Source organism: Pseudomonas sp. AK-TSAG1-1, assembly GCF_056821665.1.
Genome location: NZ_CM165965.1, coordinates 4525601 through 4550416, shown reverse-complemented (window position 1 = coordinate 4550416; position 24816 = coordinate 4525601). Strand labels below are relative to the sequence as shown.

Sequence of the window (24816 nt, the reverse complement as noted above, 5' to 3'; positions counted from 1 at the left end):
TCAGCTCCAGAAGGTCAGGGGTGAAGCATTGCCGCGATAGCCGACAAAGAAGGAAAGGCTCAGTCGCGGATCCGCCACGCCCGGGGTCACCGAGTGCATGCAGCGCGAATTGAACATGATGAAATCGCCCGGCTCGGGTCGTACTTCAAGGGTTGGCGGGCCGAGCAACGCCGGGTCGATGCCGTAGCTGTCGCCACGCATCTCGTCGAACTGATCCGGGGTGATGTCGTCGTCCCACATCTGCAGCGCACCACCCTCGGTCGGCATGTTCAGGTACACGTTGCAGGCGAACTGCGCCTCCAGGCTGCGGGCCTGAAAGCTGTCCGGGGCATCCTTGGCGAAAATGTCGTGATGGGCGAGGAAGCACACGCCGGGCTTGACCACGCGCGACAGGCCGACATACATCTTGCGGCCATAGAGGTTTTCCAGATGCGCACCGGCCGGCCATGATTCGTCGAGCATGCAGCGCAGGGTGTCGACCGGCGAGGAGTAAGGCGCACAACGCTCGCGCAGTTCGGCGATGTTGCTGGTAGCACGCTCGAAGTAATCCTCGATCAGCAACGGCTGGTTTTCCGCTTCGTAGAACGCCATGCCGATTCGACCGATGCTTGGCGCGTTGATGTAGCCCTCGAATCCCGGAGCAAGAATCTTGTCGCCAATCTGGATCGCCAGCGGCTCGGGCAAAAAGCCTTTGACGCGGATAGCGAGGACTTCTTCGTTGGCCAGTTTTTTTATGCACGTCTCATCGAGACGCTCGACGTCTAGCATCATTGTTTTTAGGTCCATCTATCGATAGTCAACGGAACCTGCGAGTGCGGTTCCCCCGGCGTCGGACGCTGCGCGATGCAGCGTCCGAAATGCTCAATCCACGCTGTAGTGGACGGATAACGTGCCTTTCTTCTGCGAAAGGGAGGCGATCGTGACTGTGCCCAAATCCTTCAGGCTTCGTACATGGGTGCCACCGCAGCCATAGGCGGGCAGTTCGCCAAAGCCGATTTCCCGCGCGCCTTCACGCAGCGAAGTCAGGCGTGGCAGATCGTGCTCTATCCACTGACTGATACCGTATTGAACGGTGGGTGCGTCGACGTCCTGTGCGGCATCGCCCGGTTTGAACTGCACCCGGCCCTCGTCTGGCCAGTGGTGCGCCTTGATCGGCGTCCAGCCCATGGCCTGAACGAAGTGCCCGATCAAGTGCCCGGCCGAATGCATGCGGGTGTTGTAGCGGCGACGTTGTTCATCGACGTGGATGCAGGTCATGCCGAGTTTTACCGGGCGATCGACGTAATGGACGATCCGATCCGGTTCCTGCACCACGCGTAACACCTGGCTTTCGCCGATCATGCCGGTATCGCATGGCTGACCACCGCCCTGCGGATGAAACAAGGTGGCGCGCAGCACCACGGCAAATTCGTTCTCGTGGGGCGTGCAGTCGAGGACTTCCACATTAGCCTTGAGGTCATCACTATGGAAAAAGAGGCGAAGCGTCATATTCCATGCCCTTATTAAAGTTTCTTTTTTTATTATATGAATCGTGCAATAACGTGATAATCCGTTCAAACATCAAAGGACTTGTGCGCTGTGAGCATCAATCTCCCGCTGCCACTGCTCGGTGAAATGGCGATCTTCGTCAAGGTCGTGGAGACCGGCAGCTTCTCCGAGGCTGCTCGCCAACTGGGTTCTTCGCCCTCGGCCGTCAGTCGCAGCATTTCCCGCCTGGAAAAGGCCTTGGCCACGCGTTTGCTGCAGCGCACCACGCGTAAACTGCGCTTGAGTGACGGTGGCGAAGAGGTGTTCAAACGCTGTCAGGAAATGGTCAGCGCCGCCAAGTCAGTGATGGAGATCAGCGGTCAGTTCACCCATGAGGCGGAAGGGCTGGTGCGGGTCAGCGTGCCGAAAGCGGTCGGGCGTTTCGTGATTCATCCGCACATGCCCGAGTTTTTGCGGCGTTATCCCAAGGTCGATGTCGAGTTGCTGTTGGAGGATCGCCAGGTTGATCTGATCGACGATCATGTGGATCTGGCGATTCGTATCACTGACCGTCCGCCTGCCGGACTGGTCGGGCGTCAGTTGCTGACCATCGACCATTTGCTCTGCGCCACCCCGCAATACCTGGCCGAACATGGCACGCCGACGCACCCGCATGACCTGCTCAATCACAGCTGCATCTATCTGGGGGAAACTCCCAGCGATGCGCGCTGGAAATTCAAGAAGGGCAGCAAGGCAGTGACCGTCGGCGTGCGTGGCCGCTATGCCGCCAACCATACCGGCGTGCGATTGGGCGCGGTGTTGCAGCACATCGGTATCGGCAGCCTGCCGTACTTCACCGCGCGTTACGCGCTCGAGCAGAAATTGATTGTGCAGGTGTTGCCGGAGTGGACGTTCCTGGCTTCGTACCACGGTGGACTGTGGTTGCTGCACTCACCCACGCGCTATCTGCCACCGAAATTGCGGGTGTTCATCGACTATCTGGTGGAGTGCCTGGAGAAGGAACCGACGTTGAGCAAGCCGGGCAAGGCGGGCGCGCCGAACAACCTGGCGATGGCATACGAGCTGCCTGAAAGTGAAGGATTGTTGTAATCGCCGCACAATAAAAAAGGCCCGCATGGATCTCCATGCGGGCCTTTTTATTGCCGGGAGAAAATCAGTGCTTGCTGTCTTGTGCAGACATCGCCAGCAGCTGTTTTTCCTGGTTCCAGTCGAACGGTTCGTCATTCTGTTCGGCTTCGTAGCGACGTTCTTCCAGTGCCTGATACATGTCGATTTCTTCATCGGACAGGTAGTGCAGGCAGTCACCCGCGAAGAACCACAGCAGGTCCCGTGGGATCAGATGGGCGATTTGCGGATAACGGGTAATCACCTGGGTCAGGATGTCCTGGCCCAGATACTGGCTTTCGATCGGATCGATCGGCAGGGACGCCAGCAATTCATCGAAGCGCTCCAGAAACAAGGCATGGCTTTCTTCGGGAACCTGTTCGGCCTCACCTACGGCGACCAGAATACTGCGCAGGTGGTCGAGTAACACAAGATGATCGGCAACGACGTTGGACACGAGATAAGTCCTCAAGAGCAAAACGGGCGCGGGAGTATAAAGCTCCTGCGCTCGCTTGGACATGGTTGTCAGGATCAGCGGACTTTGCCCTCTGCCTGTTTCAGCTCCTCCTTGTCGAAGTCATCGACGTCGATCACCTTGCGTCGTGCCGCTTCGGCATCGCGCAGGGTCTGCGCTTCCACCGCTTGCAACACCCCGGCCTCCAGCGCGGCATCGATCGCGTGTTCGCCCGCCACCGGTTTGACCTGACCACTCTTGAGCGAAGTGTGCAGTTTCTTGTGCAGCGGTTGGGCGGCGTTCAGCAGATCGCTGGCATGTTGCAGGGCACCGACGGCATCGTCGGCGGACTGCGGGCGATAGCAGCCGGCGAGCAGCTCTTCGAGGGTCGGATCGCCTTTGGCCCGGCCGATCACCGCGGCCACTTCGGCGCCGAGCTTGTCCGACGGCCCTTTGTGGCGGCGACCGAACGGGAACACGATCACTCGCAACAGACCGCCGAACACCCGGTTCGGGAAGTTGCTCAGCAACTCGTCCAGCGCTCGCTCCGACTGGCCGAGGCTTTCTTCCATGGCCCAGCGGAACAGCGGCTCCATGTGCGCCGGCGAATCCAGATCGTGATAACGCTTGAGCGCGGCGGAGGCCAGATACAGGTTGCTCAACACATCGCCCAGACGCGCCGACAAGCGTTCACGGCGTTTCAGCTCGCCGCCCAGCAACATCATGCTGAAGTCGGCCAGCATGGCGAATGCCGCCGCCTGGCGGTTGAGCGCGCGGAAGTAGCCCTGACTGATCTTGTCCCCGGGTGCATGCTCGAAGTGGCCGAAACCCAGGTTCAGCACCAGGGTGCTGGCGGCGTTGCCCACGGCGAAACCGATGTGCTTGAGCAGCAGGCCGTCGAACTCTTTCAGTGCCTGTTCCTTGTCCTCGCGCCCGGCGAGGGCCATTTCCTTGAGGACGAACGGATGGCAGCGAATGGCACCCTGACCGAAGATCATCAGGTTGCGCGAGAGGATGTTCGCGCCTTCCACGGTGATGAAGATCGGTGCACCGTTCCAGCTACGCCCCAGATAGTTGTTCGGGCCCATGATGATGGCCTTGCCGCCGTGCACGTCCATGGCGTGGCTGATGCATTCGCGGCCGCGTTCGGTCAGGTGGTACTTGAGGATCGCCGACAGTACTGACGGTTTTTCGCCCAGATCCACGGCGTTAGCAGTGAGCATGCGCGCCGCGTCCATCATCCAGGCGTTGCCGCCGATGCGCGCCATGGCCTCCTGAATGCCTTCGAAGGCCGACAGCGGTACGTTGAACTGTTCACGAATCTGCGCGTACTGACCGGTCACCAGACTGGTGAACTTGGCCGCGCCGGTGCCGACGGCCGGCAGCGAAATCGAGCGCCCGACCGACAGGCAATTCATCAGCATCATCCAGCCCTTGCCGAGCATTTCCTGGCCGCCGATGAGGAAGTCCAGCGGGATGAATACGTCTTTACCCGAGTTCGGGCCGTTCATGAACGCGGCGCCCAGCGGCAGGTGACGGCGGCCGATCTCCACGCCCGGCGTGTCGGTGGGGATCAGCGCCAGACTGATCCCCAGGTCGTCCTTGTCGCCCAGCAGGTGATCCGGATCGTAGGCCTTGAAGGCGAGTCCGAGCAGGGTGGCCACCGGACCCAGGGTGATATAGCGTTTTTCCCAGTTCAGGCGCAGGCCGAGGACTTCCTGACCTTCCCATTCGCCCTTGCAGATGATCCCGGTGTCGGGCATCGCGCCGGCGTCGGAGCCGGCCAGCGGGCCGGTGAGGGCGAAGCACGGAATGTCGTCGCCACGGGCCAGTCGCGGCAGGTAGTGATTGCGTTGTTCATCGGTGCCGTAATGCAGCAGCAGTTCGGCGGGGCCGAGTGAGTTCGGTACCATCACCGTCGAGGCGAGGTCGCCGCTGCGGGTGGCGAGCTTCATCGCCACTTGCGAGTGGGCATAGGCGGAAAAGCCCTTGCCGCCGAATTCCTTGGGAATGATCAGGGCGAAGAAGCCGTGCTCCTTGATGTGGCTCCAGGCTTCGGGCGGCAGGTCCATCGACTGACCGATCTGCCAGTCAGTGACCATCGCGCAGAGCTCTTCGGTCGGGCCGTCGATGAACGCCTGTTCTTCCTCGCTCAACTGCGCCTTGGGATAAGACAGCAGCTTGTCCCAGTCCGGACGGCCGCTGAACAGTTCACCGTCCCACCACACCGTGCCGGCATCGATGGCGTCGCGTTCGGTCTGCGACATCGGCGGCAGGGTTTTCTGGAACCAGTTGAACAGCGGCGCAGTGAAGTGTTTGCGGCGCAGGTCAGGCAGCAGCAACGGCGCCGCAACCAGCGCAAGCACGACCCAGAACACCAGCAGCAACCAGCCCGGGGCGCGGCTGAAAATGCCCATCGCCAGAAGGTAAATGGCGACGATACCCAACGCGGGCAGCGGGGCGATGCGGCGATGGGCGAGGTACGCCACACCGACGATCAGAACCAGTATCCACAACAACAGCATATGTAATCCTCCGTGAACCAAGGCAAACCGACCCTCCAGAGCTTAGACGGCATCTGTAAAACGGGGTGGTCAGAACAAGGTGATTGAACTCGTGGGAAACCCTGGATGACTTTTGTAGGTTCGGTGGGCAACACCCGTGGGAAATCGTTCGCTATTCCCGCGTCTTTGCGTGCATGTTTGGCCGAAACGTCGTTATCGCTGTGCTTGAGCTGTCGCTAGACTCGGGGCTCACCCAGGAGAAAATCGTCATGCGCGAGTATCTGAGTCCCGGCCGCTTCATCGATAGTGACCACCCGGCGGTGGTGGAGTTCGCCGAACAGCACCGTGGGGTCAGCCGCGACCCGCTCGCGCAGGCGATCAGTCTTTATTACGCCGTGCGCGAAGCGGTGCGCTACAACCCGTATACCTTCAGCCTCGACCCGCAAACCCTGTGTGGCAGCTACGCCTTGGCAACCGGGGAGAGCTATTGCGTGCCCAAGGCCACGTTGCTGGCCGGGTGCGCGCGGCATTGCGGCATTCCCGCGCGAATCGGTCTGGCTGATGTCAGGAATCACCTGTCGACCCCGCGTCTGCTGCAATTGCTGCGCAGTGACGTGTTCGCCATGCACGGCTACACCGAGCTGTTCCTTAACGATCGCTGGGTCAAGGCCACGCCGGCCTTCAACCAGCAACTGTGCGAATTGTTCAACGTCGCGCCGCTGGAGTTCGATGGGATCAACGACAGCGTTTTCCACCCGTACAACCGCGATGGCGCGCATTTGATGGAGTATCTGGTTGATCACGGGCAGTTCAGCGATGTGCCGGAAACCTTCTTCTTCGAACACCTGGAAAAGTGCTACCCGCATCTGTTCGGCGAACAACAGGCCAAGACCCTGGGCGATATGCAGAGTGATTTGAGCCGTGTCTGATCCGGCGTATGCTGCTCGCCCACGCATTTGAAAAGAGGCGGTCATGCTGAAGATCTGGGGACGGAAAAATTCATCGAATGTCAGGAAGCCACTGTGGGCCGCCGAGGAACTTGGCCTGGCCTACGAGGCGATTGATGCCGGTGGCGCCTTCGGGGTGGTTGATACGCCTGAATATCGGGCGATGAATCCGAACGGCCGAGTGCCGGTGATCGAAGATGACGGTTTCGTGCTGTGGGAATCCAACGCCATCGTGCGTTACCTGCTGGCCAGGCATGCGCCGAACAGCGCGTGGTACCCGGCAGATCCACAAGCCCGGGCGATCGCTGACAAATGGATGGACTGGACCACCTCGAGTTTCGCCGGGCCGTTCCGCACCGTGTTCTGGGGTGTGCTGCGTACGCCGGCAGACCAGCAGGACTGGCCGGCAATCAACGCTGCGATCAAGGAGTGCACGGCGCTGTTGGCCATGGCCGATCAAGCCCTTGCCGGCCAGCCGTATTTGTCCGGAAACGAAATCGGCATGGGCGATATCCCCCTCGGCAGTTTCATTTATGCCTGGTTCGAGATGCCGATCGAGCGCGCCTCGCAGCCGCACCTGGAGGCCTGGTACGCACGTTTGAAGCAGCGTGCGGCCTATCAGAAAGCGGTCATGACCGCGTTGACTTGATAATAACTATCGACACACTTGACTGTACTTGTGTGGCGGCGGCAAGCACCATTGCGCTCATGCGCCGTGGTTGTTTTGTTCGCCGCCCGGCCTGACCTTTCCTTTTCTTCCCTTCTTGGTGCGAAAATCAGATATGAGTTCCGCTCTGTCCATCCGGCAGCTAACCAAAACCTACGGCAACGGGTTCCAGGCCTTGAGTGGTATCGATCTGGACGTTGCCGAGGGTGACTTCTTCGCCTTGCTCGGCCCCAACGGTGCCGGCAAATCCACGACCATCGGCATTCTTTCGACCCTGGTCAACAAGACCAGTGGCACGGTGAATATCTTCGGCCATGACCTGGACAAGAACCCGGCGGCGCTCAAGCGCTCGATCGGCGTCGTGCCTCAGGAATTCAACTTCAACCAGTTCGAAAAAACCTTCGACATCGTCGTGACCCAGGCGGGTTACTACGGCATCCCGGCGAAGATCGCCAAGGAGCGCGCCGAGCAGTACCTGACCCAGCTCGGCTTGTGGGACAAGCGCGACGTGCCGTCGCGGTCGCTGTCCGGCGGCATGAAGCGGCGCCTGATGATTGCCCGCGCGCTGGTGCATGAGCCGCGCCTGTTGATCCTCGATGAACCGACCGCCGGGGTCGACATCGAACTGCGTCGCTCGATGTGGACGTTCCTCACCGAGCTGAACCAGAAAGGCATCACCATCATCCTCACCACGCACTATCTGGAAGAGGCTGAGCAGTTGTGCCGCAACATCGGCATCATCGACCATGGCACCATCGTCGAGAACACCAGCATGAAACAACTGCTGGGCCAACTGCACGTCGAAACCTTCCTGCTGGACCTGAAAAACGACTTGAACGCCGCGCCGCAATTGCTCGGCTATCCGGCTCGCTTGCTCGACAGCCATACCCTGGAAGTCCAGGTCGACAAATCCATGGGCATCACCGCGTTGTTCACCCAGTTGGCGCAGCAGCACATCGAAGTGCTGAGCCTGCGCAACAAAACCAATCGCCTCGAGGAGCTGTTCGTGTCCCTGGTGGAGAAAAATCTGTCGAAGGTGGCGGTATGAGTTCCGAGTTCCGGCCCAACATGGTCGCCCTCAATACCATCGTTTACCGCGAAGTCCGGCGCTTTACCCGGATCTGGCCGCAGACCCTGCTGCCGCCGGCGATCACCATGGTTCTGTATTTCGTGATCTTCGGTAACCTGATCGGCCGACAGATCGGCGACATGGGTGGCTTCACCTATATGGAGTACATCGTGCCGGGGCTGATCATGATGTCGGTGATCACCAACTCCTACGGCAACGTGGTGTCGAGCTTCTTCGGCAGCAAGTTCCAGCGCTCCATCGAAGAGCTGATGGTTTCGCCGGTGTCACCGCACACGATCCTGATCGGTTACACCATCGGCGGCGTGCTGCGCGGCTTGATGGTCGGGGTCATCGTGACCATTTTGTCGCTGTTCTTCACGCACCTGCAGGTACACCATCTCGGCGTGACCTTGCTGGTGGTGATTCTGACTGCGACGATCTTCTCGCTGCTGGGCTTCATCAACGCGGTGTTTGCGCGCAACTTCGATGATATTTCGATCATCCCGACGTTTGTGCTGACGCCGCTGACCTACCTCGGTGGGGTGTTCTACTCGATTACCTTGCTGCCGCCGTTCTGGCAGACCGTGTCGCTGGCCAACCCGGTGCTGCACATGGTCAACGCATTCCGTTACGGCATTCTTGGCGTGTCGGATATCAAGATCGGCATCGCGATCACCTTCATGCTGGTGGCGACTGTCGTGCTGTATCTCGGTTGTGCGCGGTTGCTGGTGAGCGGGCGTGGGATGCGGACCTGATTCCAGACCGCGTCGCTGCCATCGCGAGCAGGCTCGCTCCTGCATTGGAATGCGTTCCTCTGCTGGAGCGAGCCTGCTCGCGATGGGGCTCATCCAGACACCCCAATAAAACGGCCTCCCTTGCGGAGGCCGTTTTGCATTCATGCCTTGCGGTTTTTCTTGCGCCGCGCCCATTGCCGGGCCACCCACCAGCGCCAGTACAGCATCACCGCAAAGTAGGCGAGGGCGCCAAGGACCAGGCCACACACCACCGACCCCAGCAAAAACGGTTGCCACAACGTCGACAGTTCGCCGCTGATCCATTCCCAGGTCAACGAGTCGGGTAGGGTGCGGGCGGGCACGTCCATCAACCAGGCCCCGGCCTGATACGTGCAGAAAAACACCGCCGGCATGGTGATCGGGTTGGTCAGCCACACCAGGCTCACGGCAATCGGCATGTTGCCGCGCACGGTAATCGCCAGTGCGGCCGCCACCAGCATTTGCGCCGGAATCGGCAGGAACGCGGCGAACAAGCCAACGGCCATCGCCCGGGCCACCGAGTGACGATTGAGGTGCCAGAGGTTCGGGTCATGCAGCAACTTGCCGAGAAAGCGTAAGGATTTGTGTTCCCTGATGCTCGTCGGATCGGGCATGTAACGTTTGAATAAGCGCCGGGGCATAAGGCTTCTCGGTCGGTTAAGGCGTCAAGTATGTCTGGATTCTACGAAGCGCCCATTCAGACTTTGTGACAATTGTTGACGGCGAGCAGGCTTCGCACCGGCTACGCCTAAGGAGTAACTCTCAAGGACGGGCGTATGCGCACAGGGATGATGGCGCTGGCAGCCGGTCTGCTGGTGGTGGTTTTTTTACCGGTTTTACCGCCGGTCGGGTTGCTGATGTTGTTGCCCGTGGTGGGGCTGATGTTGCTGCCGTTTCGCAGCTATCCGTTGGCATTTTTTCTGTGCGGTTTCACTTGGGCCTGTGTCAGCGCGCAGTGGGCGCTGAATGATCGGTTGCCGCAACCGCTCGATGGCGAAACACGCTGGATCGAAGGGCGGGTGGTGGGGTTGCCACAGTCCGGCGACGGTGTGGTGCGTTTCGAGTTGGCCGAGGCCCGCTCGCGGCGCGAGACGCTGCCGTCGTTGATGCGTCTGGCGTGGTACGCCGGGCCGCCGGTCAACAGCGGCGAGCGCTGGCGTCTGGCGGTGAAGCTCAAGCGCCCCGGCGGTTTGCTCAATCCTGACGCCTTCGATTACGAGGCCTGGCTGCTGGCGCAACGCATCGGCGCAACCGGTACGATCAAGGATGGTGAGCGCCTTGCCGAGGCCAGTGGGGCGTGGCGCGACAGCATTCGTCGACGCTTGCTTGAGGTAGACGCTCAGGGGCGGGCCGGTGCATTGGCGGCGCTGGTGCTCGGCGACGGTTCCGGGCTCAGCCGCGAGGATTGGCAGATCCTGCAGGACACCGGCACCGTGCATTTGCTGGTGATTTCCGGCCAGCACATCGGATTGCTGGCGGCGGTGATGTATCTGCTGGTCGCGGGGCTCGCGCGTTATGGGGTGTGGCCGCTGCGCTGGCCATGGCTGCCCTGGGCCTGTGGTCTGGCGTTTGCGGCGGCATTGGGTTACGGACTGCTGGCCGGGTTTGAGGTGCCGGTGCAACGGGCCTGTGTGATGGTCGGCCTGGTATTGCTGTGGCGTCTGCGTTTTCGCCATCTCGGCACGTGGTGGCCGCTGTTGCTGGCATTCAATGCGGTGCTGTTGCTTGATCCGTTGGCCAGCCTGCGCCCGGGTTTCTGGTTGTCTTTTGCGGCGGTGGCGGTGCTGATCTTCACTTTCGGCAGCCGCCTCGGCGCGTGGCGCTGGTGGCAGACCTGGACCCGCGCACAATGGCTGATTGCGATCGGCCTGTGCCCGGTGTTGCTGGCGCTGAACCTGCCGATCAGCCTCAGCGGGCCGTTGGCAAACTTGCTGGCGGTGCCGTGGGTCAGTTTCGTCGTGTTGCCGCCAGCACTGCTCGGTACTGCGCTGCTGCCGGTGCCCTATGTCGGCGAAGGCCTGTTGTGGCTGGCGGGCGGTCTGATTGATGCGCTGTTTCGCGGCCTGGCGCTGATTGCCGGGCAATGGTCAGCGTGGGTTCCAGCCGCTGTACCGTGGTGGGTCTGGGCGCTGGGCAGCCTCGGCGCGCTGTTGTTGCTGTTGCCGCGCGGGGTGCCGATGCGGCCGCTGGGCTGGCCGTTGCTCTTGATGCTGGTGGTGCCGCCGCGTGAGCGTTTACCCGAGGGCGTGGCCGATGTCTGGCAGCTTGATGTCGGTCAAGGCCTGGCGATTCTGATCCGCACCCGTCATCACGCCGTGCTCTACGACGCCGGGCCGCGTTTCGGCGATTTCGATATCGGTGAACGAGTGGTGTTGCCGGCACTGCGCAAGCTTGGCGTCGAACATCTGGACATGATGTTGCTCAGCCATGCCGATGCCGATCATGCCGGCGGCGCTTTGGCGGTGGCGCGCCGGTTGCCGGTCATTCAGGTGATCAGTGGCGATCCGCCGGGCTTGCCTGTCGAGCTGAACGCCGCTGCGTGCGACAGTGGCCGGCAATGGCAATGGGACGGCGTGCGCTTTCAGCTTTGGCAATGGTCGGCCGCCCACGACAGCAACCAGCGTTCCTGTGTGTTGCAGATCGAGGCCAATGGCGAGCGTCTGCTGCTCACCGGCGATATTGATGCCCACGCCGAACGCGTCCTGCTCGACAGCCCGTTAGCCGTCCCCACGCAATGGCTGCAGGCACCGCATCATGGCAGCCGCAGTTCGTCGTCCATGGCGTTGCTCAAAACCCTGCAACCTGAAGCGGTGCTGATCTCCCGGGGGCAGGGCAATTCGTTCGGCCACCCGCATCCCACCGTGCTCGCGCGTTATCGCAAGCAGCAACTGCGCGTTTATGACAGCGCCGAACATGGCGCCATTCATCTGCAACTGGGGAGCTTCAGCGCGCCACGGACGATGCGTCAGCAGCGGCGTTTCTGGCGCGACCCGCCCGCGTTGCCCCGTTGATCGGCGCAGGCACGCTTGCGGCATCACGGTCGTCGGGGCAGCGGGTCTTAATCGCGAACCGGTATGGTAAAGTGGCGCACTTTTTCGAGGGGACTGTCACTGTGTGGGAATTGGTCAAATCCGGCGGCTGGATGATGTTGCCGATCATTCTGAGTTCCATCGCGGCCATGGCGATTGTCGCCGAGCGCCTGTGGACCCTGCGCGCCAGTCGCGTCACCCCCGAGCATCTGCTGGGCCAGGTCTGGGTCTGGATCAAGGACAAGCAGCTCAACAAAGAGAAACTCAAGGAATTGCGCGCCAATTCGCCGCTGGGTGAAATCCTCGCGGCGGGCCTGGCCAACTCCAAGCATGGTCGCGAGATCATGAAGGAATGCATCGAAGAAGCCGCCGCGCGGGTGATCCACGAGCTCGAACGCTACGTCAACGCGCTGGGCACCATCGCCGCCATGTCGCCGTTGCTGGGGCTGTTGGGTACGGTACTGGGCATGATCGATATTTTCAGCGCTTTCACCGGTTCCGGCATGACCACCAACGCGTCGGTATTGGCCGGCGGTATTTCCAAGGCATTGATCACCACCGCAGCGGGCCTGATGGTCGGTATTCCGTCGGTGTTCTTCCACCGTTTCCTGCAACGCCGCATCGATGAACTGGTGGTGGGCATGGAGCAGGAAGCGATCAAACTGGTCGAAGTGGTGCAGGGCGACCGTGACGTCGATCTGGCCGGGGAAAAAGCGTGAAATTCCGTCGCAAACCTCGGGAAACGATAGACATCAACCTCGCGTCGTTGATTGACGTGGTGTTCATCCTGCTGCTGTTTTTCGTGGTGACCACCACCTTCACTCGCGAGACCCAGTTGCGCGTCGATCTGCCGGAATCGGTCAGCGGTTCGCCCGCCGAAGACCAGCAGCTCAAGCAGCTGGATGTCGCGATCAGCGCCGAAGGTGTGTTTTCGGTGAACAACAGGATTCTGCCGAAGAACGATCTGGCGACGCTGATGGAAGCCATGCAGAAAGAAGCCAACGGTGACACCAACATGCCGTTGTCGATCAGCGCCGATGGCAAGACTCAGCACCAATCGGTGATCACCGCCATGGACGCGGCCGGCAAGCTCGGTTTCAGCCATCTGCGCATGACCACGGTCGAGGCGGCGCCCAAATCCTGATGAGCCTGTCCGATCGTTTGCTCGCCGCGTGGTATCAGGGGCACCCGGCCCTGACGCTGCTGCGGCCGCTGGAAATGCTCTACCGCCGTGTGGTGGTCAACAAGCGCCAGCGCTTTCTCGACGGCGAAGGCCAGATCTATCAGCCGCCGGTGCCGCTGATCGTGGTCGGCAACATCACCGTCGGCGGCACCGGCAAGACGCCGATGATTCTGTGGCTGATCGAGCACTGCCGGCGCAGCGGCTTGCGCGTTGGTGTGGTCAGCCGTGGCTACGGTGCCAAACCGCCGCAATGGCCGTGGCGGGTCGAGGCCGATCAAGGCGCCGACATCGCTGGCGACGAGCCGCTGCTGATCGTGCAGCGCACCGGCGTGCCGTTGGTGATCGATCCTGATCGCAGCGCCGCCGTCAGAGCCCTGCTTGCCAGTGAACCGCTGGACCTGATCCTCTCCGACGATGGTATGCAGCATTACCGTCTGGCCCGAGATCTGGAACTGGTGCTGATCGATGCCGCCCGTGGCCTCGGTAACAAACGCTGCCTGCCTGCCGGGCCATTGCGCGAGCCCATCGAGCGCCTGCAAAGCGTCGACGGTGTGCTGTTCAACGGCGCCACGGCAGACCGCGATGACGGCTTCGCATTTCGCTTGCAACCGACCGCGCTGGTCAACCTGCGCAGCGGCGAGCGCAAGTCGCTCGATCATTTTGCGCCTGGTCAAGCTGTGCACGCGGTCGCCGGGATCGGCAATCCGCAACGTTTCTTCAAGACCCTCGAAGCGCTAGACTGGCGGGCAATCCCCCATGCGTTTGCCGACCACGCCGAATACAGCGTGCAGGCGTTGAATTTCACACCGTCATTGCCATTGGTGATGACCGAAAAGGACGCGGTGAAGTGCCGTGCCTTTGCTGCTGACGACTGGTGGTATCTGGCGGTCGACGCCGTGCCGTCACCGGCCTTCGTGGCCTGGTTCGACACCCAGTTGATGCGCCTGTTGCCTGATCGTCTTTTGCCTTAACTCTTTATCCAGGGAATGTTCATGGACACCAAATTGCTCGACATCCTCGCGTGCCCGATCTGCAAAGGCCCGCTCAAGCTCAGCGCCGACAAGACCGAACTGATCAGCAAGGGCGCAGGTCTGGCCTATCCGATCCGCGACGGCATCCCGGTGATGCTCGAAAGCGAAGCGCGCACCCTGACCACCGACGAGCGTCTGGATAAATGACCACTGCCTTCACCGTTGTCATCCCGTCGCGCTACGCCTCGACCCGCCTGCCGGGCAAACCGCTGCTGGACATCGCCGGCAAGCCGATGATCCAGCACGTCTGGGAGCAGGCGCGCAAAAGCAGCGCCAGCCGTGTGGTGGTGGCGACTGACGATGCGCGCATTGTCGAGGCGTGCAAGGGTTTCGGCGCTGAAGTGGTGCTGACCCGTGAAGACCATAATTCCGGGACTGATCGTCTGGCCGAAGTTGCGGCGAAACTGGGTCTTGCGCCTGACGCGATCGTAGTCAACGTGCAAGGCGATGAGCCGTTGATCCCGCCGAGCGTGATCGATCAGGTCGCTGCCAACCTTGCGGCCCACACCGAAGCGCGCATGGCCACACTGGCCGAGCCGATCGAAGACGTGGAGACCCTGTTCAACCCGAACGTGGTCAAGGTCGTCAGCGACCTCAACGGTCTGGCACTGACTTTCAGCCGTGCGACCTTGCCATGGGCGCGCGATGCCTTCGCCAAGAGCCGCGAGCAATTGCCTGAAGGCGTGCCGTACCGTCGTCACATCGGCATTTATGCCTATCGCGCCGGGTTCCTCCAGGACTTCGTGAGCTGGGGCCCGTGCTGGCTGGAAAACACCGAATCCCTCGAACAACTGCGTGCCCTGTGGCACGGGGTGCGGATTCATGTGGCTGACGCGTTGATCGCGCCGCCGACCGGCGTCGATACCGTTGAAGACCTCGAGCGCGTTCGTCGCCTGCTGGGGGCCTGATGCGCGTTCTGTTCGTGTGCCTGGGCAACATCTGCCGCTCGCCCACCGCTGAGGGCGTGTTGCGTCACAAGCTGCGCGAAGCCGGGCTGGCGGATCAGGTTGAAGTGGGCTCGGCCGGTACCGGTGACTGGCACGTCGGCAACCCGCCGGACAAGCGCAGCCAGGCGGCGGCCAAAGTGCGCGGTTATGACCTGTCGGCGCAACGCGCGCAGCAGGTCAGCCGCGCCGATTTCGCCAGTTATGACCTGATTCTGGCGATGGACAACAGCAACCTGCGCAACCTCAAGGCGTTGCAACCGTCTACCGGCAAGGCCGAACTGGACCTGTTCCTGCGTCGTTATGCCGGTGTGGTCGATGAAGTGCCGGATCCGTATTACGACGGCGATCAGGGCTTCGAGCAGGTGCTGGATCTGATTGAGGCAGCCTGCGACCAACTGTTGATCGAAGTGAAGGGCCGGTTATGAGTTTGCAGTTGCAACCCCAGGTTTCGCTGAAACCGTTCAACAGTTTTGGCGTGGACGTTCGCGCGCAGTTGTTTGCCGAGGCCCACAGCGACGCCGATGTACGTGAAGCGCTGGCCTATGCGACTGCCCATGACGTGCCGCTGTTGGTGATCGGTGGTGGCAGCAACCTGCTGCTGACCGCTGATATCCCGGCGCTGGTGCTGCGCATGGCCACCCGCGGCATTCGGCTGATCAGCGATGACGGTAATCGCGTGGTAATCGAGGCCGAAGCCGGCGAGCCATGGCATCCGTTTGTGCAGCACACGCTGGCGCAGGGCCTGTCGGGTCTGGAAAACCTCAGCCTGATTCCCGGTACTGTGGGCGCTGCGCCAATGCAGAACATCGGTGCGTACGGCGTCGAGATCAAGGATGTGTTCGCCGGCCTCACCGCGCTGGATCGCCAGACGGGCGAGTTGCGCGACTTCAGCCTGGATGAATGCAACTTCGCCTACCGTGACAGCCTGTTCAAGCAGCAGCCGGGGCGTTGGTTGATCCTGCGTGTGCGCTTCAGGCTCGATCGCGTCGCGCATCTGCATCTGGAGTACGGCCCGGTGCGTCAGCGCCTGACTGAACAGGGCATCGAGCAACCAACGCCAAGCGATGTCAGCCGTGCGATCTGCAGCATTCGCAGCGAAAAACTGCCGGACCCGGCAGTGCTCGGCAACGCCGGCAGCTTCTTCAAGAACCCGCTGGTACCGGCGGCGCTGGTGGCGCAGATCAAGACGCAGCACCCGGATCTGGTGGCTTACGCGCAACCGGACGGGCAGATGAAACTGGCCGCCGGCTGGTTGATCGAGCGGGCGGGGTGGAAGGGTTTCCGCGAGGCCGATGCCGGCGTGCATAAGTTGCAGGCGCTGGTGCTGGTCAACTACGGCGCGGCCACCGGCCTGCAGTTGCTGGAACTGGCGCAACGCATCCAGAAAGATATTGCCGAACGTTTCAATGTCGAACTGGAAATGGAGCCCAACCGCTATTGAAGCAGTTTCGGGCTTTGAGCTTCGAGCTGCAGGCTACAATTCCAGATCGTGAGTGAGCGACTGCTTTTACTTGAAGCTTGTAGCTAGAAGCTTGCAACTGAAAAGCCCTGTCTCAGCAGGGCTTTTTTGCCTGAGTCGATCTGTGTGAACCCTCGCCAGTCTCTGGCGGCAGATTGCTCGACCCCATAACCACCAAGAATATGCGGGCGTGCCCATGATTACCCTGAAACTCAACGGCCAGGACCATCAACTGGACGTCACCGAAGACATGCCGCTGTTGTGGGCTATTCGTGATGTCGTCGGTTACAACGGCACCAAATTCGGCTGCGGCATGGGCCTGTGCGGCGCCTGCACCATTCATATCGACGGCTTGCCCGCCCGCAGTTGCATTACCCCGATCGGCTCGGTGATCGGGCAGAGCGTCAGCACCATCGACAACCTGCACGCAGACCCGGTTGGTCAGGTGGTACAGCAGGCCTGGCTCGACAGCGCCGTGGCGCAGTGCGGGTTCTGTCAGGGCGGGCAGATCATGTCTGCCACCGCGTTGCTCAAGACCAACCCCAATCCGAGCGACGAGCAGATTGAAGAGGCGATGGTCGGCAACATTTGCCGTTGCGGCACCTACAACCGGATCAAGACCGCGATCCGCCAGGCCTCAACTCACTTGAAGGAGGCCAAGGCATGAGCCGCTTGCCGAGTGATTTCGCCCTGAGCAATCTCAGCCGTCGCGGCTTTCTCAAAGGCGTCGGTGCCACCGGTGCGTTGGTACTGGCCGCGAGTTGGGGCTGGCAGGATGCATTGGCCGAAGACGCACCGAAGAAGTTCGGCGCCGACGGCATGCCCAACGGCTGGATCGACGATCCGAAGGTCTACGTCAGCATTGCAGCGGATGGCACGGTCACCGTGGTCTGCAACCGTTCGGAAATGGGTCAGGGTGTGCGCACCAGTTTGACCATGGTGGTCGCCGATGAACTGGACGCCGATTGGGCCAAAGTCAAAGTGCAGCAGGCGCCGGGCGATGAAGTACGGTTCGGCAACCAGGACACCGACGGTTCGCGCAGCATGCGCCACTGGTATGAACCGATGCGCCGTTGCGGCGCAGCGGCCCGGACCATGCTCGAACAGGCCGCCGCCGCGCAGTGGCAAGTGCCGGCCGGCGAGTGCCGTGCGCAGTTGCACAAGGTCATTCACCAACCGTCCGGCCGCGAACTGGGTTATGGCGAACTCGCCGCCGCCGCCAGTGCGCTGGCGGTGCCGGCACGTGACAGCCTGCGCCTCAAGCAGCCGTCGGAATTCCGCTACATCGGCAAGGAAGGCACCAAGGCCATCGACGGTGCCGACATCGTCAACGGTCGCGCGGTGTACGGTGCCGACGTGCATTTTGACGGCATGCTGTACGCCACCATCGCCCGTCCGGCGGTGTACGGCGGCAAGATCAAGTCGCTGGATGACAGCGCGGCGCTGAAAGTCCCCGGCGTGCTTAAAGTGCTGCAGATCGAAAGCCGCCCGCTGCCTTCGGAGTTTCAGCCGCTGGGTGGTGTGGCGGTGGTGGCCAGTAATACCTGGGCAGCGATCAAGGGCCGCGCAGCGCTGAAAATCGAATGGGATGACGGGCCCAATGCCAGCTACGATTCGATTGCCTATCGTCAGGAGCTGGAAGCTGCGTCGCGCAAGCCCGGCAAAGTGGTGCGCAACACCGGCGATATCGACAAGGCCCTGAGCGGCGCCGCCAGCAGCCTCGAAGCGTCCTACTATTTGCCGCATCTGGCCCAGGCGCCGATGGAGCCGATGGTTGCCATCGCCCGCTACAACAATGGCGTGTGTGAGGCGTGGGCGCCGAGTCAGGCGCCGCAAGTGACTCGCGAGCGCATCGCCGAGCGCCTGGGACTGCCGTTCGATAACGTCACCTTCAACGTCACGCTGCTGGGTGGCGGTTTCGGCCGCAAATCGAAACCGGATTTCGTCGTCGAAGCGGCAATCCTCGCCATGGAGTTCCCGGGCAAAGCGGTGCGGGTGCAATGGACGCGCGAAGACGACATCCACAACTCGTATTTCCACACCGTGTCCGCCGAGTACCTGAAGGCCGCTGTCGGCAAGGACGGCATGCCGTCCGGCTGGCTGCACCGCACGGTGGCACCGAGCATTACCGCGCTGTTCGCCCCGGGCATGAACCATGAGGCGGCATTCGAGCTGGGCATGGGCTTCACCAACATGGCCTACGCGATACCCAACGTGCGCCTGGAAAACCCCGAAGCCACGGTGCACACCCGGGTCGGCTGGTATCGCTCGGTGTCGAACATCCCCCATGGCTTCGCGATCCAGAGCTTCGTCGATGAACTGGCGCACAAGGCCGGTGTGGATTCGCTGAAGTATCAGATCAGGTTGCTCGGCCCCGATCGGCAGATCGACCCGCGCACGCTGAGCGAGGAGTGGAACTACGGCGAGTCCCCCGAGCGTTATCCGATCGACACCGGGCGTATGCGCACGGTGCTGGAAACTGCGGCCAAGGCTGCCGGTTGGGGCCGCAAACTGCCTAAGGGCCGAGGACTGGGGCTGGCGGTGCACTACAGCTTCGTCACCTACGTCGCGGCGGTGATCGAAGTCGAGGTCAAGGACGACGGCACGCTGATCGTGCACAAGGCTGACATCGCTGTCGATTGCGGGCCGCAGATCAACCCCGAGCGCATTCGCTCGCAGTTCGAAGGCGCCTGCGTGATGGGCCTGGGTAACGCGGTGCTGGGTGAAATCAGCTTCAAGGATGGCAAGGTCCAGCAGGACAACTTCCATATGTACGAAGTGGCGCGCATGTCGTTGGCGCCCAAGGACGTCGCCGTGCATCTGGTGACGCCGCCGGGCGACGTGCCGTTGGGCGGCGTCGGTGAACCGGGCGTGCCGCCGATTGCCCCGGCACTGTGCAACGCGATCTTCGCCGCCACCGGCCAGCGTATCCGCAACTTGCCGGTGCGTTATCAGTTGCAGGGCTGGCAGAAGGCGCAAGCGTAATGGACAGCGCTGATCTCAACGTTCTGCGCAGCGTGCTCGAATGGCGCCGCGCCGGGCAGCGGGTGGTGCTGTTCAGCGTGGTGCAGACCTGGGGCACCGCGCCCCGGGCGCCGGGGGCGATGCTGGCGTTGCGCGAGGATGGCGTGGTGATCGGTTCGGTGTCGGGCGGCTGTGTCGAGGATGACTTGATCGCCCGCCTGCACGACGGGCGCATCGCGAGCGACGGGCCACCGGTGCAATTGATCACCTACGGTGTCACCCGGGAGGAGGCCGCGCGGTTCGGCTTGCCCTGTGGCGGCACGTTGCGCCTGACTGAAGAGCGGGTCGCTGATCCGGCGTGGGTGGCCGAGTTGCTCGCGCGTTGTGAAGCGCATGAGATTGTTGCTCGCGAGCTGAACATCGAGACCGGTGAGGTGCTGCTGTCGGCGGCGAGCAAATCCGATGTCCTGGCATTCGACGGCAAGACCTTGCGCGCCATTTATGGCCCGCGCTGGCGTCTGCTGTTGATCGGCGCAGGGCAGTTGTCGCGTTACGTGGCCGACATGGCGCGGCTGCTGGATTTCGAAGTGCTGATCTGCGATCCGCGCACCGAATTCGTCTACGGTTGGGAAGAGCACCACGGTCGTTTTGTCCCGGGCATGCCGGATGAGGCGGTGTTGAGTATTCAGACAGATGAGCGCACGGCCATCGTCGCGCTGACCCACGATCCCCGTCTGGACGACATGGCGTTGCTCACCGCGCTCGATTCGCCGGCCTTCTATGTCGGGGCGCTCGGTTCGCGGGTCAACAGCCAGAAGCGCCGGGACAATCTGGCTCAGCTAGGCTTGTCACCAGAGGCGATCAACCGCTTGCACGGGCCGATTGGCTTGCACATCGGCAGTCATTCACCGGCGGAGATTGCCCTGTCATTGTTGGCGGAAATCGTCGCGATCAAAAACGGCGTCGAGTTGAAACAGAAGAAAGCCGCGGAGGGTGCATGAGTCGATCCATCGCAGTAATTGTGCTGGCGGCGGGCGAGGGCAGTCGCTTTCGCCAGGTTGCCGGTGCCGATAAAGACAAGCTGCTGGCCGATTGCACCGGGCGCGATGGCGCGGTGCGTTCGGTGATCGAGCAGGTATTGGTGAATCTGCCAGCCGGTCTCGGCAAGCGGGTGTTGGTGACCACCGAGGCGCGACCGCAGGCGATGCGCATGGCGCAGGCTTATGGCTGTGACGTGGTCTCGATTGAATCGACCGGGATGGGTGACAGCATTGCTGCGGGCGTCGCTGCCTGCCCCGAGGCGGATGGCTGGTTGATTGTGCTGGGGGACATGCCGTTTATCTTGCCATCGAGTATTGAGCGGGTAGCGGCGGCGATTGCCGAGGACACCGTGAGCGTGCCAGTGCAGGAGGGTGAGTTTGGGCATCCGGTGGGGTTTGGACGTTCGTTCGGGCCGGGGTTGCAGGCGTTGAGCGGTGATCGCGGTGCCAGGCCGTTATTCAAGCAGGGGCGAGTGGTGGAAGTGACGGTGGATGATCCCGGGGTGTTGTGGGATATCGATGTACCCGAAGCGTTGGCCTTCACCCAAGCCTGAGCCCTGCTCAGATTTCCCTGTAGGAGTGAGCCTGCTCGCGATAGCGGTGTGTCAGTGGATACACATTTATCCGAACCACCGCTATCGCGAGCAGGCTCGCTCCTACAGGGGATAGTGGAGGTATAAAAAAGCCCCGCCTGATTGCTCAGGCGGGGCTTTTTATTGGCTTTCGGAATCAGACGAGCGGTTTAGGCTCGTGTTCTTTTTCCTCGGCCTCTTGGCGATGCTCGACCGCGTCCTGAACGGAGCGCGGTGCTTCGGCGATCACCGACTCAACCACGGCTTCTTCAGTAACGGAAGCAGCAGCAACTTCGACCGCTTCAACTGCCGGAGCAGCAGCGGCAGCCAGTTCGGCTTCCTTCTGCAGACGCTCTTCTTCACGCTTGCGACGACGCACTTCACGTGGATCGTTTGGCGCGCGGCCGCTTGGCGTCAGAGCGCTGACCGGAGCCGGTGCCTCAACTACCGGCGCTGGCACTTCGGCAACGACGGGTGCTTCGACAGCCGGTGCTTCAACCGCAGGCGTCTCAACCACTGGCGCTGGAGCTGGTTCGGCAGCAGCAACCACTGGCTCGGAGACCATTGCCTGCACAACTTCAGCTTCAGCCACAGGAGCTGGTGCTTCGGTCACTGCCGGTTCGGCAACCCAGTTGAAAGCGGTCTGCTCTTCGCGAACTTCACGGACGGTTTCGGTCACGGTTTCAGCGACGGTTTCAACAACCGGCTCGGCAACCACGACTGGCGCTGGTTCTACCTGAGGCAGGGTTTCTTGAACCGGGGCCACTTCGACTTCCGGAGCAGCAACCACTTCTACCGGAGTGCTGGCTTCAACAACCGGCGCTTCCACTGGAGCGGTTTCCTGAACGGCAGCAGTGGCGCGTTCAGCTTGTTCGTGCGCTTGTGCTTCGGCAGGAGCGCTGATCACGCTGCTGGCAACAGCGGCGGTCACGGCCAGGCCGGCAGCCAGTTCGGCAGTGCTTGGGCCTTCAGCGTTTTCGCCGGACTCGGATTCTTCCGAACCTTCGATCACGTTGCCGTTGGCATCACGCTGACGCTCGCGACGGTTGCTGCGACGACGCTGACCACGGGAGCGACGACGTGGACGATCGCCTTCGGCGTTGTCCTGACCGTCTTCCGGCAGTTGCTCTTCGTTGCTGATCACTTCTTCTTCAGCGACGGCAGCGGCGGCTTGTTCGGCGCGCGGTTGACGCTCTTCACGCGGCGGACGCGGTGCGCGCTCTTCGCGTGGCTGACGAGCCGGACGCTCTTCGGCAACTACCGCGGCAACGGCAGCGGCTGGAGCGGCCGGGGCAGCATCCAGTGGTTCGCGCAGTTCACGTACACGCTCTTCGCGCTCGCCACGTGGCTTGCGGTCTTCGCGTGGCGCACGAGGTGCGCGTTCTTCACGCGGGGCGCGTGGTGCGCGCTCTTCGCGGGCGACTGGCGCTTCGGTGCGGGCTTCGCGTGGCTCGCGGACTTCACGGGCCTCACGTGGCTGACGCTCTTCACGCGGCTCGCGTGGGGCGCGTTCTTCACGCGGTGCACGCTCTTCGCGCGGTTTGCGTTCTTCATCGCGGCGACCGTTACGGTTGCGGCTCTGCTGACGACCGTTGCGGCGCTCTTCATTACGGGCCGGACGTTCGGTGGCTGGTTTTTCAACCACGACCGGAGCGGCTGGCTCTTCTTTGGTAGCGAACAGGCTGACCAGCGATTTCACCAGACCTTTGAACAGGCTTGGCTCTGGCGCGGCCGCTGGAGCCGGTGCCGGAGCAGCAGGCGCGGCCGCTTCGGTCGGAACCGGAGCGTTGGCGCGAGCAGGAGCAGTCTTGACCGCAGCTTCCTGGCGAACCAGGGTGCGGGTCGCAGCGGCTGGCTGGACTTCTTCGACTTCGGCAGCGGCCGCAGCGATTTCGTAGCTGGACTGGTTGGTCGCGGCTTCCGGGCTGTCGTCACGCAGGCGCTGGACTTCGAAGTGCGGAGTTTCGAGGTGATCGTTCGGCAGAATGACGATACGGGCACGGGTGCGCAGTTCGATCTTGGTGATCGAGTTGCGTTTTTCGTTGAGCAGGAACGCAGCGACCGGGATCGGCACCTGGGCGCGCACTTCGGCAGTGCGGTCTTTCAGGGCTTCTTCTTCGATCAGGCGCAGGATCGCCAGCGACAGCGATTCAACGTCGCGGATGATGCCGGTACCGTTGCAACGCGGGCAGACGATGCCGCTGCTTTCGCCCAGCGATGGACGCAGGCGCTGACGGGACATTTCCAGCAGGCCGAAGCGCGAGATGCGGCCGATCTGCACGCGGGCGCGGTCGGCTTCCAGGCATTCGCGGACTTTCTCTTCCACGGCGCGCTGGTTCTTGGCAGGCGTCATGTCGATGAAGTCGATGACGATCAGGCCGCCGATGTCGCGCAGGCGCAACTGACGGGCGATTTCTTCAGCGGCTTCAAGGTTGGTCTGCAGGGCGGTTTCTTCGATGTCGCTGCCTTTGGTGGCGCGCGCCGAGTTGATGTCGATGGACACCAGGGCTTCGGTCGGATCGATGACGATGGAGCCACCGGAAGGCAGTTCAACGACGCGCTGGAAAGCGGTCTCGATCTGGCTTTCGATCTGGAAACGGTTGAACAGCGGAACGCTGTCTTCGTACAGCTTGATCTTGCTGGCGTACTGCGGCATCACCTGGCGAATGAAGGTCAGGGCTTCGTCCTGGGCTTCAACGCTGTCGATCAGCACTTCGCCGATGTCCTGGCGCAGGTAGTCGCGGATGGCGCGGATGATCACGTTGCTTTCCTGGTAGATCAGGAATGGCGCGGAACGATCCAGCGAGGCTTCTTTGATGGCGGTCCACAGTTGCAGCAGGTAGTCGAGGTCCCACTGCATTTCTTCGCTGCTGCGGCCCAGGCCTGCAGTGCGCACGATCAGACCCATGTCGGCCGGTGCAACCAGGCCGTTCAGCGCTTCACGCAGTTCATTGCGCTCTTCGCCTTCGATGCGACGGGAAATGCCGCCGGCACGCGGGTTGTTCGGCATCAGCACAAGGTAACGACCGGCCAGGCTGATGAAGGTGGTCAGGGCAGCGCCCTTGTTGCCACGTTCTTCTTTTTCGACCTGAACGATGACTTCCTGGCCTTCGCTCAGGACGTCCTTGATGTTGACGCGGCCTTCAGGAGCTTTCTTGAAGTATTCGCGGGAGATTTCTTTGAGGGGCAGGAAGCCGTGGCGCTCGGAGCCGAAATCGACAAAGGCAGCCTCAAGGCTTGGTTCGATGCGAGTGATACGGCCTTTGTAGATGTTGGCCTTCTTCTGCTCGCGTGCACCGGATTCGATGTCCAGGTCGTAGAGGCGTTGGCCATCTACCAGTGCAACACGCAACTCTTCGGGTTGAGTTGCGTTAATCAGCATTCTTTTCATGTAGTACCGTCGGTTTCCGGGCTGCCGGAAACGGCGTTCGGCACACACGACTTCTCACGGTCGGTGTCAGGTGCGTCGGGAGTGGTTGGCCATTCCCGTGTCCAGCGATGTCAGGCCAATTGGGCCGATATCGCGACGTACGCGTCCTGCTTGCTGTGGCTACTTAAGCACTCAGTCAGGAGGAGGAATCAACC

At 61.9% G+C, this 24816-nt stretch carries 23 protein-coding genes; 17 read left to right on the top strand and 6 right to left on the bottom strand.

The window, feature by feature from the left end:
* Window positions 1–771, bottom strand: a complete 771-nt coding sequence (locus tag AC1UK9_RS20480; protein WP_025112987.1) for a 2OG-Fe(II) oxygenase — start codon at window positions 769–771, stop codon at window positions 1–3.
* A gap of 90 nt (window positions 772–861) precedes the next feature.
* Window positions 862–1488, bottom strand: a complete 627-nt coding sequence (locus AC1UK9_RS20475; RefSeq protein ID WP_482578382.1) for an alanyl-tRNA editing protein — start codon at window positions 1486–1488, stop codon at window positions 862–864.
* Between the two features lie 90 nt (window positions 1489–1578).
* On the opposite strand from AC1UK9_RS20475, the gene AC1UK9_RS20470 reads away from it, so the two are divergent.
* Window positions 1579–2577: a LysR family transcriptional regulator gene (locus tag AC1UK9_RS20470; RefSeq protein WP_482578381.1), complete on the top strand. Its 999-nt coding sequence runs from the start codon at window positions 1579–1581 to the stop codon at window positions 2575–2577.
* A 64-nt stretch (window positions 2578–2641) separates the two neighbouring features.
* Here AC1UK9_RS20470 and AC1UK9_RS20465 read toward each other — a convergent pair whose 3' ends face one another.
* Both AC1UK9_RS20465 and AC1UK9_RS20460 read right to left on the bottom strand, forming a co-directional pair.
* On the bottom strand, window positions 2642–3049 hold the full coding sequence (locus AC1UK9_RS20465; RefSeq protein ID WP_008087850.1) for a PA2817 family protein: 408 nt from the start codon (window positions 3047–3049) through the stop codon (window positions 2642–2644).
* 74 nt (window positions 3050–3123) lie between these two features.
* Window positions 3124–5571, bottom strand: coding sequence for an acyl-CoA dehydrogenase (locus tag AC1UK9_RS20460; RefSeq protein WP_482578380.1), 2448 nt, complete (start codon window positions 5569–5571; stop codon window positions 3124–3126).
* Between the two features lie 248 nt (window positions 5572–5819).
* On the opposite strand from AC1UK9_RS20460, the gene AC1UK9_RS20455 reads away from it, so the two are divergent.
* The 4 genes from AC1UK9_RS20455 to AC1UK9_RS20440 all read left to right on the top strand — a co-directional run bounded on the left by AC1UK9_RS20455 (window position 5820) and on the right by AC1UK9_RS20440 (window position 8988).
* Entirely contained in the window at window positions 5820–6479 is a 660-nt protein-coding gene (locus AC1UK9_RS20455) for a transglutaminase-like domain-containing protein (protein WP_025112991.1), read from the top strand.
* Window positions 6480–6522: 43 nt separating this feature from the next.
* A complete protein-coding gene (locus tag AC1UK9_RS20450; RefSeq protein WP_482578379.1) occupies window positions 6523–7146 on the top strand; it encodes a glutathione S-transferase family protein in 624 nt (207 codons plus the stop codon).
* 133 nt (window positions 7147–7279) lie between these two features.
* The gene (locus AC1UK9_RS20445) at window positions 7280–8212 is read left to right on the top strand and encodes an ABC transporter ATP-binding protein (protein ID WP_025112993.1); all 933 of its coding nucleotides are present in this window, start codon (window positions 7280–7282) and stop codon (window positions 8210–8212) included.
* Window positions 8209–8988 (top strand): ABC transporter permease, encoded by a 780-nt coding sequence (locus AC1UK9_RS20440; protein WP_482578378.1) that lies wholly within the window; start codon window positions 8209–8211, stop codon window positions 8986–8988. Before AC1UK9_RS20445 ends, AC1UK9_RS20440 begins: the two co-directional genes overlap by 4 nt.
* Window positions 8989–9128: 140 nt before the next feature.
* Here AC1UK9_RS20440 and AC1UK9_RS20435 read toward each other — a convergent pair whose 3' ends face one another.
* The gene (locus AC1UK9_RS20435; protein ID WP_025112995.1) at window positions 9129–9647 is read right to left on the bottom strand and encodes a DUF2062 domain-containing protein; all 519 of its coding nucleotides are present in this window, start codon (window positions 9645–9647) and stop codon (window positions 9129–9131) included.
* 135 nt (window positions 9648–9782) lie between these two features.
* Between AC1UK9_RS20435 and AC1UK9_RS20430 the strand changes: the two genes are divergently transcribed.
* From AC1UK9_RS20430 to AC1UK9_RS20375, 12 genes are all read left to right on the top strand, one after another.
* On the top strand, window positions 9783–12017 hold the full coding sequence (locus AC1UK9_RS20430) for a DNA internalization-related competence protein ComEC/Rec2 (RefSeq protein ID WP_482578377.1): 2235 nt from the start codon (window positions 9783–9785) through the stop codon (window positions 12015–12017).
* A gap of 101 nt (window positions 12018–12118) precedes the next feature.
* Window positions 12119–12754 carry a MotA/TolQ/ExbB proton channel family protein gene (locus AC1UK9_RS20425; RefSeq protein WP_025112997.1) on the top strand — a complete coding sequence of 212 codons (636 nt, stop codon included), beginning with the start codon at window positions 12119–12121 and terminating at the stop codon, window positions 12752–12754.
* On the top strand, window positions 12751–13179 hold the full coding sequence (locus tag AC1UK9_RS20420; RefSeq protein WP_025112998.1) for an ExbD/TolR family protein: 429 nt from the start codon (window positions 12751–12753) through the stop codon (window positions 13177–13179). The genes AC1UK9_RS20425 and AC1UK9_RS20420 overlap by 4 nt, the downstream gene beginning before the upstream one ends.
* Entirely contained in the window at window positions 13179–14189 is a 1011-nt protein-coding gene (gene lpxK, locus AC1UK9_RS20415; RefSeq protein ID WP_482578376.1) for a tetraacyldisaccharide 4'-kinase, read from the top strand. Before AC1UK9_RS20420 ends, lpxK begins: the two co-directional genes overlap by 1 nt.
* A gap of 21 nt (window positions 14190–14210) precedes the next feature.
* Window positions 14211–14396 (top strand): Trm112 family protein, encoded by a 186-nt coding sequence (locus AC1UK9_RS20410; protein WP_003174668.1) that lies wholly within the window; start codon window positions 14211–14213, stop codon window positions 14394–14396.
* Window positions 14393–15157, top strand: coding sequence for a 3-deoxy-manno-octulosonate cytidylyltransferase (gene kdsB, locus AC1UK9_RS20405; protein WP_025113000.1), 765 nt, complete (start codon window positions 14393–14395; stop codon window positions 15155–15157). The genes AC1UK9_RS20410 and kdsB overlap by 4 nt, the downstream gene beginning before the upstream one ends.
* Window positions 15157–15621, top strand: coding sequence for a low molecular weight protein-tyrosine-phosphatase (locus tag AC1UK9_RS20400; protein ID WP_473013260.1), 465 nt, complete (start codon window positions 15157–15159; stop codon window positions 15619–15621). Before kdsB ends, AC1UK9_RS20400 begins: the two co-directional genes overlap by 1 nt.
* Window positions 15618–16637 carry a UDP-N-acetylmuramate dehydrogenase gene (murB, locus tag AC1UK9_RS20395; RefSeq protein WP_025113002.1) on the top strand — a complete coding sequence of 340 codons (1020 nt, stop codon included), beginning with the start codon at window positions 15618–15620 and terminating at the stop codon, window positions 16635–16637. The genes AC1UK9_RS20400 and murB overlap by 4 nt, the downstream gene beginning before the upstream one ends.
* Window positions 16638–16851: 214 nt before the next feature.
* Entirely contained in the window at window positions 16852–17322 is a 471-nt protein-coding gene (locus AC1UK9_RS20390) for a (2Fe-2S)-binding protein (protein WP_482578375.1), read from the top strand.
* A complete protein-coding gene (locus AC1UK9_RS20385) occupies window positions 17319–19640 on the top strand; it encodes a xanthine dehydrogenase family protein molybdopterin-binding subunit (RefSeq protein ID WP_482578374.1) in 2322 nt (773 codons plus the stop codon). Before AC1UK9_RS20390 ends, AC1UK9_RS20385 begins: the two co-directional genes overlap by 4 nt.
* Window positions 19640–20620 carry an XdhC family protein gene (locus AC1UK9_RS20380; RefSeq protein WP_025113005.1) on the top strand — a complete coding sequence of 327 codons (981 nt, stop codon included), beginning with the start codon at window positions 19640–19642 and terminating at the stop codon, window positions 20618–20620. The genes AC1UK9_RS20385 and AC1UK9_RS20380 overlap by 1 nt, the downstream gene beginning before the upstream one ends.
* Complete coding sequence (locus AC1UK9_RS20375; protein ID WP_482578373.1) at window positions 20617–21213, top strand: nucleotidyltransferase family protein; 597 nt, start codon at window positions 20617–20619, stop codon at window positions 21211–21213. Before AC1UK9_RS20380 ends, AC1UK9_RS20375 begins: the two co-directional genes overlap by 4 nt.
* A gap of 175 nt (window positions 21214–21388) precedes the next feature.
* On the opposite strand, the gene rne is transcribed toward AC1UK9_RS20375, so the two are convergent.
* On the bottom strand, window positions 21389–24622 hold the full coding sequence (gene rne, locus AC1UK9_RS20370) for a ribonuclease E (protein ID WP_482578372.1): 3234 nt from the start codon (window positions 24620–24622) through the stop codon (window positions 21389–21391).
* Between the last annotated feature and the right edge of the window lie 194 nt (window positions 24623–24816).

Bases quoted from the DNA above. Each gene is read 5' to 3' on its own strand.
- AC1UK9_RS20390 (WP_482578375.1), top strand. From the start codon at position 16,852: ATGATTACCCTGAAACTCAACGGCCAGGACCATCAACTGGACGTCACC.
- lpxK (WP_482578376.1), top strand. From the start codon at position 13,179: ATGAGCCTGTCCGATCGTTTGCTCGCCGCGTGGTATCAGGGGCACCCG.
- AC1UK9_RS20460 (WP_482578380.1), bottom strand. From the start codon at position 5,571: ATGCTGTTGTTGTGGATACTGGTTCTGATCGTCGGTGTGGCGTACCTC.
- AC1UK9_RS20410 (WP_003174668.1), top strand. From the start codon at position 14,211: ATGGACACCAAATTGCTCGACATCCTCGCGTGCCCGATCTGCAAAGGC.
- AC1UK9_RS20375 (WP_482578373.1), top strand. From the start codon at position 20,617: ATGAGTCGATCCATCGCAGTAATTGTGCTGGCGGCGGGCGAGGGCAGT.
- AC1UK9_RS20435 (WP_025112995.1), bottom strand. From the start codon at position 9,647: ATGCCCCGGCGCTTATTCAAACGTTACATGCCCGATCCGACGAGCATC.
- AC1UK9_RS20445 (WP_025112993.1), top strand. From the start codon at position 7,280: ATGAGTTCCGCTCTGTCCATCCGGCAGCTAACCAAAACCTACGGCAAC.
- AC1UK9_RS20385 (WP_482578374.1), top strand. From the start codon at position 17,319: ATGAGCCGCTTGCCGAGTGATTTCGCCCTGAGCAATCTCAGCCGTCGC.
- AC1UK9_RS20440 (WP_482578378.1), top strand. From the start codon at position 8,209: ATGAGTTCCGAGTTCCGGCCCAACATGGTCGCCCTCAATACCATCGTT.
- rne (WP_482578372.1), bottom strand. From the start codon at position 24,622: ATGAAAAGAATGCTGATTAACGCAACTCAACCCGAAGAGTTGCGTGTT.
- kdsB (WP_025113000.1), top strand. From the start codon at position 14,393: ATGACCACTGCCTTCACCGTTGTCATCCCGTCGCGCTACGCCTCGACC.
- AC1UK9_RS20475 (WP_482578382.1), bottom strand. From the start codon at position 1,488: ATGACGCTTCGCCTCTTTTTCCATAGTGATGACCTCAAGGCTAATGTG.
- murB (WP_025113002.1), top strand. From the start codon at position 15,618: ATGAGTTTGCAGTTGCAACCCCAGGTTTCGCTGAAACCGTTCAACAGT.
- AC1UK9_RS20380 (WP_025113005.1), top strand. From the start codon at position 19,640: ATGGACAGCGCTGATCTCAACGTTCTGCGCAGCGTGCTCGAATGGCGC.
- AC1UK9_RS20450 (WP_482578379.1), top strand. From the start codon at position 6,523: ATGCTGAAGATCTGGGGACGGAAAAATTCATCGAATGTCAGGAAGCCA.
- AC1UK9_RS20455 (WP_025112991.1), top strand. From the start codon at position 5,820: ATGCGCGAGTATCTGAGTCCCGGCCGCTTCATCGATAGTGACCACCCG.
- AC1UK9_RS20400 (WP_473013260.1), top strand. From the start codon at position 15,157: ATGCGCGTTCTGTTCGTGTGCCTGGGCAACATCTGCCGCTCGCCCACC.
- AC1UK9_RS20430 (WP_482578377.1), top strand. From the start codon at position 9,783: ATGCGCACAGGGATGATGGCGCTGGCAGCCGGTCTGCTGGTGGTGGTT.
- AC1UK9_RS20480 (WP_025112987.1), bottom strand. From the start codon at position 771: ATGATGCTAGACGTCGAGCGTCTCGATGAGACGTGCATAAAAAAACTG.